The organism is Paenibacillus oryziterrae, from assembly GCF_042610485.1.
In the GTDB taxonomy this organism is placed as follows: Bacteria; Bacillota; Bacilli; order Paenibacillales; family Paenibacillaceae; genus Paenibacillus_AQ.
Map to the genome: position 1 here is coordinate 1 of NZ_JBGJZO010000021.1, position 13,023 is coordinate 13,023.

A 13,023-nucleotide genomic window follows, 5' to 3' on the forward strand; every position below is an offset into this window, starting at 1 on the left:
AAACTTCTTTTGTTCCATAAAAATGCTCCCCATACAGTAACAGGCTTTTATTATTTCACCTGTCTACTATATGGGGAGCATATCAGAACGATGATAGGGACAGCCCTTTTTAGTATAGATATGACAATAATAATTTCAGAATACAGAAGTTATTGCACAACCGTTGCCTTGGGCAACTCCGATTGTTCGGATGCTCCGTTTCTGGATAATTCCTCTTCACGGAGTTCGCGCTTCTTCAACTCCTGCGGCACTGTCTCTGCAGCTAGTTCAAGCAGCTGCGGCAGCGGCAGGACCATCATCTTCGGCACCAGCATTTCGCTTCTTACTTTCAGACGCGACCCGCCAGTAGGGTGGATTACACTCATTAATACGCTGAGATAGAACTTGGTTGACCGTGCGAACAATCCGTCCGGCAGATCCAGCACTGCGAAACCAAATTTCTCCGGTCCACGGTTCAGCATGCTGACACCATAGAGGGCTTTGGCCTCCATGAGCCTCTCATCGCCAGCCACCTTCTCCGCCAGGATCGGAAGATCCTGCTGCATCCGGCGTATCAAACGAATTGCCAGTTGCGCTGATGAACGGGAATGGAGACCGAACTCAAAGAGCTGACGGTTATCAAAATGCAGCTCGATTACTTGATCACCTTTGTTCAGCACAGTACCTCCATCCATTGGAACCGGCTGACCCTGATAACTTCGCAGGCGGTAATGGAGGAACGGATGTGATGGCGAGACGGTCTTCAAACGGAATATAAATTGGAAGACCTGCTCCCATGCCAGCCATAGTCCAACGATAAGCCGTTTAGTGAAAGAAAGCTTGCGCAGCGGTGAATTCTCCACCTGCTTGATCATTTCATCTACCCGGATGCTTCTCAGCCCTCTGCTCTCCGCTTCCTGAAGCGTTCGCTCAAGCGCAACCAGCATATGCCCCGGTGCATCAGGATCCGCGCCGAAGGTAGTTCCGCAATCATGGAGCAACATAACTTCTCCGGGATTTAAACGGGAGAGCATCTTCTCGGTGAGACGATCAGAGCCCAACTTCTCACGCCAGTCACCAAACATTGCCGACCAGAGAACAATCTTCACCTGACGCCGTTTGGAGAAATCAAACAGGTTGACGATCCCCCAAGGCGGCCGGTAATACGTGCTTCTCTCTCCGGTAATGTCGTAAATAATATCATCGGTACGCTGGATCTGCCTGCGCACAGTGGCCGGGCGCATCACCCAGTTACTCTTGTGAACATAATTATGAATACCGATCAGATGTCCTTCTTCATATATCCGGCGGATCAAGTCAGGGTGACGTTCGGCATTCGCCCCGACAACAAAAAAGGTTGCTTTAGCATTGTATTGCTTCAATAGGTCAAGCAGGCGCGGCGTATACCGCGGGTCTGGTCCATCATCAAACGTTAGGGCAAATTCCCCGGTTCCGATTCCTTTGCGGAAAACACGGTAACCAAAAATCCGGCTGATGATGCCAGGAATAAAAGCATAGAAGGATGAGATGTAGAACAGCCAGAGCAGCAAAGTCTCCATGTGTATTCCCCGCTTTTCCAGAAGTGACTTTGGCTCGCCTTTCGTCTGCAAGCAGATCTTGTATTACGGCCAAGTAAGGTAAAGTCCCAAAAAACATACCCTCCTATTTTAGCACAATCCACAAAGAAAAAGACGATTTTCAATTAAAATCGTGTACAATGTACACAAGTGATAGAAGTCTTTCCACTAACCCGAAAAGGAGTCGTTCCATTCTATGCTGCCTTTGTATAAGAAATATTGGCGTACCTTTTTTGACATTGGACTCATCGTCCTGACCGTGTATTTAGTTATGCTGGTATTCAGCAAACTTTATAGCCTCGCTGCCCCGGTATTTCTATCCTTTTTCGTATTTATGCTGATCGAGCCGCTGGCCCGCTTTTTGAACCGTAAAGGACTAGCCAAACCGTTCGCTTCAGCGATTTCGGTGCTGCTGTTCTTGGTGCTACTGCTTGGAATTTTATTCGGTGCCGGTCTCTTGATTGTTTCTCAGATTATCCGCTTCCAAAACGATCTCCCTTATTATACAAGTATCGCCCAGCAGAGCTTTGCAGATTTCACTTCGTTTTTGCAAAATAAATTGGATACTCTCCCACCGGATCTGGCCGTCAAGATCAATGAATATTTCAGAACCGCTACCGATATCCTATCGCGCTGGCTGGTCGTCTTCTTTAATTATATGGTTGTTCTTCTGGGCTCTTTCTCTTCCTTTATGGCAAATTTCGGGATCGCCATTATTCTGGCATTCTTTCTCAGTATGGAGATTAAGGACTGGCGGAAAATTGCCCATGACAAAATGCCAAAGACCCTAAAGACCGCCTTCAGCTTCTTGCAGGGCAATGTCTTTAAGGCCATCGGTTCTTATTTAAAAGCTCAGCTTATTCTAATCTCCATCACCTTTGTCATTGTACTTGTCGGTCTCTTTATCCTGGGAAGCGGCAACGAGATTACAATGGCCCTGATATGCGCCGTCTTCGATATCCTGCCGCTGCTCGGGGTCACAACTATCTTGATTCCATGGATCATTTATCTTTTCATTGTCGGCAATACTACACTTGCCATCGGACTGATCGTTCTGCTCGCTGTCGTTCTTGTCGTACGCCAGCTGCTGGAGCCGAAGATCACAGGAAATTCGATTGGTGTGTCTTCCGCTTTCCTGATGCTTTCCTTCGTGATCTTGTCCACTTCAGCTTTTGGGGTTGCCGGACTTATCCTCTCGCCGATTCTGCTCATCCTGATTAAGGAGCTCATCCAGCAGGGGTATCTACAGCGCTGGATTTTCCTGCCGAAGGAAGAGTTTATCGTCTCCCCGTTTGCGGCAAGCCCGTCTACTCCGCCGGAAGAGAGTGAAGAACCGGAAGCCGAGATCTAACCAGCTTCAGATGTAGCTAGATAATTCATAACCTGACCGAACAGCTTCGTTGCGGTGTGACTGCTTCCAGGTGCAGCATTCTTCACAAGAACCGCCGCTGCATACTGAGGTTGTTCTACAGGCCCATAACCAATAAACCATTGATTGTTGCGCGGCGCACCCTTAAACAAGGTCTGCGCGGTGCCCGATTTGCCAGCAAGGTTCCAGACTGCTTTCTGCAGTTGATTACCTGTTCCTTCAGTTACAACTTGACGCATCCATGACAACAGTATTTCCGAGGTAGCCGGTGAAATTCGCCCGCCCACCGCAGGAGCTACGTGTCGGGGAAGCTTCAGCAGTTTCTGTCCATTGGCAAAGTTAACCTGCTGCAAAATTCTCGGTGCGGTGACTTCACCGCCATGCAGCAGCGTCACCACCAGGTTGGCGGCCTGAAGCGGAGAGATCCGCACATCACGTTGCCCGATCGCTGTCTGAACCCTGGTCCCGCTATCATCCGTAAGCAGCGTGGCAAAGATCGTCCCTGCTTGTTCTCCGGAAAGCGGTTGGAGCACATCCATACCCAAGGTATGGTCTGCTTGCCAGCCTATCTCATGGCCTAGCCCAAGCTCATACGCTGCAGACTGGAGCTGCGCACCCGTCAAACGTTCCGCTAAAGAAGCAAATACGGTATTACAGGACACGGCAAACCCTTCAGCAAGATTCAGGGAACCGTGTCCTTTTTCTTGATGGCAGGTAAGACCGTATTTATCAACCTTGCCCTTACAGTAGAACAATTCATTTGGAGCGGTTACTCCTCCTTCCAACGCAGCCGCAGCCGTAACAATTTTGAAGATCGAACCCGGCTCGGTCGCCTTCAGTGCCCGGTTGTTCCACTCCCCTCCCTGGGGTGAGATCTCCTCAGCGTTATAAAAAGGGAGCGACACCATAGCTACAATATCACCGGAGTGTGCATCCAGTACCACAACAGCCCCTTCTTTAACCCCCGCTTTAATGGCCAGATTCTCAATTCCATCCTGCTTTTTTTTATCTATCGTGGTGTATAATGCAAGCGGATAATAGGGGTTAGCCGGCGTCCGCACCCTAATTTCGCTTCCCGGAAGACGTATACCCTGTGCATCGACATGTGCATAGGCTTCAGTATGACCTACACCGTGCAGCAGCGGCTCCAGTGTCTTCTCCAGTCCTGCTGTTCCGCTTAGCGGAATCCGTACATCTGAGTTTGACTGGGCCGTTGACTCCGATAAATAGCCCAGCCACTGCTTACCGGACAGCGAGTTCTCGTATCTTCTGGCAAATGGTAGTACCTTTAGACCGTCAATATCCAAAGAACTAACTAAATGGGCCTGAGACGGTGTAAGAGCAAGCGGACCTTTGTGATCAGGAGAAGGCCATAGTAGCGGCTCTTTCAGCGAACCCAGCTTGTCCCGAAGTTCCCCGTAGTCGGTTTCGAGTATCCCAGCAAGACGCCGAAGTGCGGATTCCGCTTGTTCTGTTATTCCCTTCACCTCAGGCCCAACCCGTCTCCTTTCTTCTTGCGGAAAAAAAACGGCTATCCAAATCGTCTCTCCAGCGAGCGCCCTGCCGCTCCGGTCATATAAACGCCCGCGTCCGCTGTCAAGGATCGTTTCACGTTCACTTTGCACCTCAGACATCTGAGCTAAAGTATACTTACGGCCCGGGACAGGCTGATCCTTCATCAGTAGCTGAATCCAACCTAAACGCAAGATAAGTACTCCAAGTGCTGCTAACATAAGAATTAGGCTGATCGTTAGGCGTTTACTGACTTTGTGACTCAAGGCGCTTCCTCCTGATCGGTTCAAAGATATTCTTTATTCCTATTATGCCCAAAAAAAGGAGCCACCCTCCAGGGCGGCTCCGATCTATATCTATATCGTTAAACAGTGAACTTGGATAATCTCTCTTTCAGGTTCAAGGAGGCGCTCTCCAGTTTAGCAGACAACGCGACAAGATGCTCACTTACATTCTGCTGCTCACCACTGAGTGAAGCAACTTCTTGCGAAGCCGCCGAGGATTCTTCAGCAACGGCACTTACATTGCCCATGGTTTCAGAAAGTACGCTCTGTGTCTGGCTCAGACTGTTTATGGAAGCTGTAACCGACTCGATCCGGTTAATGAATTGATCCATCTGCTCTTGTACAGTTACAAAGATCTCACCGGTATTCCGAACGGATGATACCTGTTCCTTGAACAAAGGTGTGACCTGGGACAAGGCCGCAACGGTCTCATTCATATCCGCCATAATCCTATCCGTAATTTCCGCGACAACAGCTATGGAGTTTTTGGACTGCTCAGCGAGTCCTCGAATTTCTCCTGCAACCACCATAAAGCCCAGACCGGCCTCCCCTGCACGCGCTGCTTCAATCGTAGCATTGAGGGATAGAACATTCGTCTGCTGGGTGATATTCTGCATGACATCCAGAACCTTCATCACCGAAGAAGCGGTTTCTTTCAGTTCGTTCACTTTCACTACCAGCGCTTCTGTCATTTCACCGGTCAGAGTCGTCTGCTGCTGCAAATGCTCCAAGCGTGCGACTCCTTCCTGACTGTACTGGCCGACACTTTGTGCAGCCTGATCCATTTCACGGTTCGCGGAAATGACATCCTCCATCTGCTCCAAAATGTGGCCTGAAAGTTCGTTCCCACGGTCAGCTTCGAGCGCCAGACTTCCCGCACCGCCTGCGATTTCTTCGGTGGCAGCGGCAATATCAGCTGCTGAGATGGCAGTCTTCCCTGAGGCTTTACCAAGCGCATCGGCAGTTTCAAGAACTTCCTGAGCCGTTTCACTCGTATGATTAACCAACTCGGTAATCCGTTCCATCATGGTATTAAAGGAATCGGATAACTGACCGATTTCATCTTTAGAGGTGACCTTTGTCCGTACGGCAAGATTACCTTCGGCACCTTCAAACATTAAATCTTTCAATTTCGATAGTGGCCGGGCAACCATACGCATCATATAAATGCCGACCAGAATTGCAATGACAACAGCACCTGCTACCATCCAGTAAGTCGTAGAAAGAATACGGCTGGCATCTTTAACCAGATTTCCCGCGGGAACAACTCCGAGCACCTTCCAGCTGGAGCTCGCCAGCGTTCCGTATACGGCCAGAATGGATTGCCCCTTCTCATCCTCTGTTGGCAAAGATCCTGATGCCGCTTTCAAACCACTGAACAAGGTACCGCCCAGTCGCAAGTAAGTGTCAGCCTTGTCGAGGGAAGAAGCAATGAGCTCGTCCTTCGCGGTCAGGAGCTGAACATACGAGTCATCTCCAAGACTCACCTTTTTAAGCTGGTCAGCGATAGCGGAGCTTTTTATGTCACTCACTGCAATAAATGCTACGCTGCCGTCCTCACTTCCGATCGCTTTAGCCAAATGAAATACGCCTGCCGCTCCTTGGCTTTGCGAGTTCGTGATCCAGAGACTCTTCGGCTTACTCTGAAGTTCTTTGAACCAGGCAGCCGATTTCGCGTTTTTCAGAAATGCTGCATCTTCCGTTCCTGCAACAGCCGTCTCCATAGATCCAGCCAGCGGAAACAGGTATACTGCTTGCACATCTTTGCTGTGCGACATCCAGATGTTCAATTCAGCGGTAATACGGTCCATATCGGCTTGTTCCAGGGCGTTGTCAATTTCCCAGTTGTAAAACAGCTGCTTCAGATTATCCTCGAACCGCAAAAGCATGACATCCAGCTTATCCGCTGTTTGAATAATCGTCTGCTGATTCGCCTTTAATGCATTGTTCTCAACTGTTTGTTTAGCAACCGAATAAGAAATATACCCCAGACTTAGTACCAATACCATTGTGGCTATAAAAAACACAAGAAAAAGCCGCACCCCAACTGATTTCGAAGGATGCAGCCGGAAAAGGATTCCGCCTTTTCGCTTTGTTGACTTCACCAACCTAATCACCTGCCAAATTCCAATTATCAATAGCTTGTATTTATTATAAAGTCATGAATGTCTGCAGCGCCTGATCGGCAATATAAGGCAGATATTCGTGACCATATTCATAATAAACGATAAGCTCCTTAACAGCTGTGATTTTGTTGTATGCAGCGAATTGTGTCGAAGGTGGGCAAATAATATCTGTAAGACCAATAACCAATAGTACCTTAGACCTAATTCTATCGGATAAGTTTTGTATATCAATGTAACCAAGACGGTTGAAAATTTCACCTTCACGTAAGTGGTGCGGATCGAACAATCGGAAATAATAATGAAGCTCTTCATACGCAGAGGCTGTAATATCCATTTCCCAAGCCCGTTTATAATCGGAGAGGAACGGATAGGCCGGGATGGCAATTTGGATTCTCGGCTCAAGTGCAGCACAGGCTACGGTTAAAGCACCTCCCTGAGAGAAACCGATCGCCCCGATGCGCTCCGGATCAATTCCTTCCATTGACATCAGGATCCGTGCGGTTTGGACTGTATCCAGAAAGACATTCCGGTAATACAGACGGTCAGGGTCTGGATCATCGATTCCACGGATAATATGACCACGGATAGTCGTTCCTTTAACGGTTAGATTATCTTCTGACAGCCCGCCTTGTCCCCGGCAATCCATCGCAAGAACGCTTATGCCGTGGGCTGCATACATTGCCTTCTCCGACCAGTCACCGCTGTCGCTGGAGTATCCATGGAACATCACAACCCCGCTTCCCCGCGGATTCTGCTTAGGTCTTGCATACTTGCAATGGATTCTTGCGCCTCCGACACCTGTAAAATACAGATGAAAGCAATCAGCCAGCGGAGTTTGAAACTCCGCTGGCACCAGTTCATACTCAAGCGACTGCTGCGCTAATTCGTCAAGAGCCCGCTCCCAATATTGTTCGAAGTCGTCCGGCTTGGGGCTGCTCCCCATATACTTTTTCAGTTCAGGTAAAGACATGTCGTTAATCAAATTTCTGCTCCTCCCCGTTTCCGTGCACCCCGGTCTTTTTTCCTAGATTAGGAATCCATATTAGATTCTTCCCAACCCGGCATCGTCCGCAACTTCCTCATGTGTATTTATTACGAAAGTGACAATTTCTTGAACAGTTGTATAAGCAACACCAACATAGGTATCGGCAGCCCCATAATAGATGGCGATTTTGCCGGATTCCGCATCATGCAGTGCAGCACACGGAAAGACGACGTTGCTCACAAAACCTCTTTCCTCATACCACTCCTCAGGAGTGAGTACAAAATATTTGGAACGGTACTTCACCTTAGAAGGTTCATCACGGTCCAGAATCACGGCACCCATGCTGTAAACCAATCCATTGCATGTTTCTGTCACGCCGTGGTAAAACATGAGCCAGCCTTCAGTGGTTTCCAGAGGAGCAGGCCCGCCGCCGATCTTGGTGCTCTGCCACCAGCCTTGACCGCCCTTGGTCATCACATGACGGTGCTTGCCCCAATAGACGAAATCCGGACTTTCGCTGAGGAATACATCGCCAAACGGCGTATGGCCACTGTCACTTGGACGGGACAGCATAACGAAATTACCGTTAATCTTCTTCGGAAACAGCACCCCATTTCGGTTAAAGGGCAGAAACGGATTCTCTAGACTGGTGAATGTTTTAAAATCCTCTGTTTTGGCAGCCCCAATGGCAGCTCCATAGAAATCCGTGCACCAGATGATATAGTAGGAATCCTCCACCTTCACCAGCCGTGGATCATAAGCATAACGGGGCTGATACGGATTACCAGCCTCGTCTCTAAATACGATAGGCTGTTCATCGATTTGCCATTCAAGACCGTCAGCACTGTATCCCATCCGCAGATGAGGACGGGTCGTTTGATCTTCCACCCGAAACACGCCTAAAAAGCTTCCCTCGAATATGGCAACAGCACTGTTGAATATACGTGCTACACCCTTGGCTGGATTTCTTTTGATCACAGGATTATTGCTATGTCTCCAAACCGGACTTGAATGTCCTTCCGGCTTCTCCTCCCAAGGAATATTAGGCAGATGATCTCCGATAAGCTTGATTTCTTTCATCTTAAAACCCCTCCGATTGTTATTTATTCCATTGAATTTAACCTAACAAATATAATTAAATACACTAATAATAACGCTTACAAAATAATTATAAACGGGGGTTCTATATAAAACGATGGTCTCAATTGTCATTTATAGTCCTGTGTTTAGATGTTTATCAGATCTATATCCTAAGTGTGTTTTCGTCTTGTAATCCCTTTCAAAAGAAGTTATAAATAAATTATCGTTATTATGTCGTTTGTATTTAATAATAACTAAAATAACAAATTGATTATTCTAATTCCCGAATCATCTTACCCAACAGGAGGTTAAGCATGACACTGCAACCTGATGAATTTATCGGAGGCGTTACCTGGGGATTCCCTGGGGTACGCGGAACGTGGAACAACGAAGAAGCCGAGCGATCTATGGAACTTATGGCATCCACGACAGAAGCCAATTGGACGGCAATTGCACTAAGTGCGCTTCAGGCCTCTCCCCAGGCTACGAAAATACCTTATTGGCAGCACCCCACCGTCAGCGACGATGAGGTCAAATGGGCTATCGCCAAAGCCAAATCACTGAACCTGAAGGTTTGCTTGAAACCGATCGTCAATTGTGCCGACGGCACCTGGCGGGCGCATATTAATTTTTTTGATAAGGATGTCCCTTGCGAACCTAAATGGTCAGAGTGGTTCAGCGCCTACACTGATTTTATCCTGCACTATGCCGTCCTTGCCGAAGCAACCGGCTGCGAGATGTTCTGCATTGGTTGTGAGCTAGTCCAAACCGACCGTCGTGCAGACGAATGGCGCACTTTGATTGCAGCGGTCCGTAAAGTCTACTCAGGGATTCTCACCTACAATTGTGACAAATACCAAGAGGACAATGTTACCTGGTGGGATGCTCTCGATGTTATCTCTTCCAGCGGCTATTACCCTGCTGCTGATTGGGAGGCCCAGCTTGACCGGATCGAACAGGTTGTTAAAGCCTATAACAAACCTTTCTTCTTCATGGAGGCCGGTTGCCCGAGCCGCACTGGCAGTGCGGACATACCGAATGATTGGACGCTCCAGGGGGAGCCCAGCGAAGAAGAGCAATCCCGCTTTTACCAGGCGATGTTTAACCACACCAAAATCCGGTCATGGGTGCAGGGCTTCATGCTCTGGGATTGGCCGGCCCGTCTGTATCCTATTGAGGAAGCTCCTACGAACGATGACTACTGTATGTACGGCAAGCAATCATCAGCAATTATTAGTGCGTATTACACATCACAAGGTAAGCATTTTTCCAAGAGAGCAGGCGAACAGAAATGAACCATCCGTCCGGGGTATGGCTGTCACAGATAGAGCATGAACTGAAGGACAATATTCTCAGCTTTTGGCTGAGATATGCTAAAGACGAGGAGTTCGGCGGTTTTATAGGAGAGATCAGCTCATCTATGGAGGTTATTGCCGACGCCGAGAAAAGTCTGGTGCTGAACGCCCGTATTTTATGGACTTTTTCAACGGCTTACCGTTTCTATAGGGATCCGGAATATTTGGCTATGGCAGAGCGTGCTTATACTTATCTGCAAGAGCATTTCATGGACAAGAAATATGACGGAATGTTCTGGATGGTGGATGCCGCCGGTAATCCTACTCAGGATAAAAAGCAGGTGTACGGCCAAGCTTTTGTAATCTATGCCTTGGCGGAATTTCACCGTGCTTCCGGTTCACTTGAACCACTTGAGTTAGCCATCCGGCTGTTCCAACTGCTCGAGAAATACAGCTATGATTCCATATATGGAGGTTATATCGAAGCCCTATCGCGGGAATGGGAGATGACGGAGAACTTATCTCTAAGCAGTAAAGATATGAACGAGAAGAAATCGATGAATACCCACCTGCATGTGCTTGAAGCCTACACCGGTCTTTATCGGGTATGGAAATCCGCTGAGCTCCGAACCAAGCTGACTGAACTGATTGATATCATGCTGAAGCATATTGTTGACGATGCCGGAGCACACTTCCATCTTTTTCTCGACGAGGCTTGGAAGGTTAAATCTGAAGTGATCTCTTACGGGCATGATATCGAAGGCAGCTGGCTTCTCTATGAAGCGGCAGAAGTGCTGGGTGATCCGGAACTGCTTAGCCGGGTTCAAAAGGTCGCGGTTACGATGGCGGAAGCTGTGCTTGCAGAAGGGATCGACCGGGACGGCGGGATTTGGAACGAGGCGGATAACGGTCAGCTTGTAAATAAGGATAAAGACTGGTGGCCGCAGGCGGAAGCTGTTGTCGGTTTCTATAATGCTTATCAATTGACCGGCGATACCAAATTCAAAGATGCCGCAGCCACAGCCTGGGCCTTTATCTGCCAGTATATTGTGGACCATGTACACGGGGAATGGCATTGGGGTGTGGATGAGAACCTCAAACCGTTGACCGGCTCACCTAAACTAAGCGCCTGGAAATGCCCTTATCATAACAGCAGGGCCTGCTTTGAAATGATCGAACGGCTTACACCAAACACAAAGGAGCACTTATCATGACTTCATTATTCGAGGAACGCAAAACACAGTTAACCGATCGCTACGAAGCGCTGATCGGACGCCGCAATGAGAAACTGCCTTTAGGAAACGGTATTTATGACAGGTACCGCAACCCGCTGCTGACGGCTGAGCATGCCCCGCTAATTTGGAGGTATGACTTTAACCCGCAGACCAACCCCTACTTCGCGGAAAGAATCGGAGTCAATGGGATTTTCAATCCGGGAGCGATTGAGCTGAATGGGAAGTTCTACATCGTTGCCCGTGTAGAAGGGGTTGACCGCAAATCCTTTTTCGCCGTTGCGGAGAGTGATAGTGGTGTAGACGGCTTCCGTTTCTGGGATCACCCCGTGGTAATGCCCGAGACCGAAGAACTCGACATCAATGTGTATGACATGCGACTGGTGCAGCATGAAGACGGCTGGATTTACGGTTTATTCTGCACCGAACGCCAAGACCCGGATGCCCCACATGGCGATCTGTCCAGTGCTGTTGCCCAATGCGGAATTGCCCGAACGAAGGACCTGAAATCATGGGAGCGCCTGGCTGATCTGAAGACAGGTTCTGCCCAGCAAAGGAATGTTGTGCTCCATCCTGAGTTCGTGGACGGTAAATATGCTTTCTATACCCGCCCGCAGGATGGTTTCATCGATGCAGGCTCCGGTGGCGGCATCGGCTGGGGATTATCGGATACCATCGAGAACGCTACCATCAGCAGTGAGACAATTATGGACGAACGCCATTATCACACCATTAAGGAAGTGAAGAACGGGCAAGGACCAGCCCCGGTCAAAACTCCAAAAGGCTGGCTCCACATCGCCCATGGTGTGCGGAATACAGCAGCGGGTCTGCGTTATGTGCTGTACGCTTTCCTATCCGATCTGCAAGAGCCTAACCGGGTGACCCATGCCCCGGGCGGTCATTTCATCGCTCCAGAAGGCGAAGAGCGCGTCGGCGATGTATCCAACGTTGTCTTCTGCAATGGCATCATCGCCCGTGACAACGGTGATATCTATGTGTACTACGCATCCTCCGACACCCGCATTCATGTCGCTACCACAACGGTGGATCAAATGCTTGATTATGTCATGAACACGCCTGCCGACCCCCTCCGTTCGTACGCTTGCGTCCAGCAGCGGATCGAGTTAATTGAGCGGAACTTGCAGCTGTAGTGACACTGCTCCAGCTTCGAGGCCGGACCATTGCCTGCAGCATGCCTGCGGGCGCTCCGCGAACGGACCGTTGCTTCAATCGCTGTTGTCTCCGGATTATCTAATTAACCTTAGCGGTTATAATCCGGTGACAAAGGCGACCGCTGCCGCTTTTACGCAATCGGTCCGTCCTCTCCGCTGATCTTCCTCACTACGAACTGCAAAAAAAAGAAAAAGAAAAGCAGAAAGTCTCTCTGAACCTGAGACTTTCTGCTTTTTGGTTTATTTCTGCATGCCTCGTTATATTACGAGGCAGTGCCATTGCTCCCTTTTTATGCCATATAAGGTTAAATAGTAAACTCCCACGCTGAATGCAGCGGAGGGGACGGAATGATTGCGGAAAAGCGATAGCGTTCGTCTTGGTCTTCGGATGTATACCTTATAATAAATTCAA

Annotated in this window: 9 protein-coding genes; 4 read left to right on the forward strand and 5 right to left on the reverse strand. The window is 48.9% G+C overall.

Annotated features, from left to right (window positions below):
* Positions 1-149: 149 nt before the first annotated feature.
* Positions 150-1,538 (reverse strand): polysaccharide deacetylase family protein, encoded by a 1,389-nt coding sequence (locus ACAN55_RS18500; RefSeq protein WP_379136122.1) that lies wholly within the window; start codon positions 1,536-1,538, stop codon positions 150-152.
* A 214-nt stretch (positions 1,539-1,752) separates the two neighbouring features.
* Between ACAN55_RS18500 and ACAN55_RS18505 the strand changes: the two genes are divergently transcribed.
* Entirely contained in the window at positions 1,753-2,907 is a 1,155-nt protein-coding gene (locus ACAN55_RS18505) for an AI-2E family transporter (protein WP_379136125.1), read from the forward strand.
* Here the strand turns inward: ACAN55_RS18505 and ACAN55_RS18510 are convergent.
* The 4 genes from ACAN55_RS18510 to ACAN55_RS18525 form a co-directional block, all read right to left on the reverse strand.
* Positions 2,904-4,703, reverse strand: coding sequence for a peptidoglycan D,D-transpeptidase FtsI family protein (locus tag ACAN55_RS18510; RefSeq protein ID WP_379136128.1), 1,800 nt, complete (start codon positions 4,701-4,703; stop codon positions 2,904-2,906). The two genes, ACAN55_RS18505 and ACAN55_RS18510, sit on opposite strands and share 4 nt — an antisense overlap.
* A gap of 98 nt (positions 4,704-4,801) precedes the next feature.
* Positions 4,802-6,730 (reverse strand): methyl-accepting chemotaxis protein, encoded by a 1,929-nt coding sequence (locus ACAN55_RS18515; RefSeq protein WP_379136131.1) that lies wholly within the window; start codon positions 6,728-6,730, stop codon positions 4,802-4,804.
* Between the two features lie 142 nt (positions 6,731-6,872).
* Complete coding sequence (locus ACAN55_RS18520; RefSeq protein ID WP_379136134.1) at positions 6,873-7,829, reverse strand: acetylxylan esterase; 957 nt, start codon at positions 7,827-7,829, stop codon at positions 6,873-6,875.
* A 60-nt stretch (positions 7,830-7,889) separates the two neighbouring features.
* Complete coding sequence (locus tag ACAN55_RS18525) at positions 7,890-8,912, reverse strand: glycoside hydrolase family 130 protein (protein ID WP_379136136.1); 1,023 nt, start codon at positions 8,910-8,912, stop codon at positions 7,890-7,892.
* A gap of 314 nt (positions 8,913-9,226) precedes the next feature.
* Here ACAN55_RS18525 and ACAN55_RS18530 point away from each other — a divergent pair, with 314 nt between their 5' ends.
* The 3 genes from ACAN55_RS18530 to ACAN55_RS18540 are packed head-to-tail and all read left to right on the forward strand — an operon-like array spanning position 9,227 to position 12,590.
* Entirely contained in the window at positions 9,227-10,207 is a 981-nt protein-coding gene (locus ACAN55_RS18530; protein ID WP_379136139.1) for a glycoside hydrolase family 113, read from the forward strand.
* Complete coding sequence (locus ACAN55_RS18535; RefSeq protein WP_379136142.1) at positions 10,204-11,421, forward strand: AGE family epimerase/isomerase; 1,218 nt, start codon at positions 10,204-10,206, stop codon at positions 11,419-11,421. The genes ACAN55_RS18530 and ACAN55_RS18535 overlap by 4 nt, the downstream gene beginning before the upstream one ends.
* Positions 11,418-12,590 carry a glycoside hydrolase family 130 protein gene (locus ACAN55_RS18540; RefSeq protein ID WP_379136145.1) on the forward strand — a complete coding sequence of 391 codons (1,173 nt, stop codon included), beginning with the start codon at positions 11,418-11,420 and terminating at the stop codon, positions 12,588-12,590. Before ACAN55_RS18535 ends, ACAN55_RS18540 begins: the two co-directional genes overlap by 4 nt.
* Positions 12,591-13,023 lie beyond the last annotated feature (433 nt).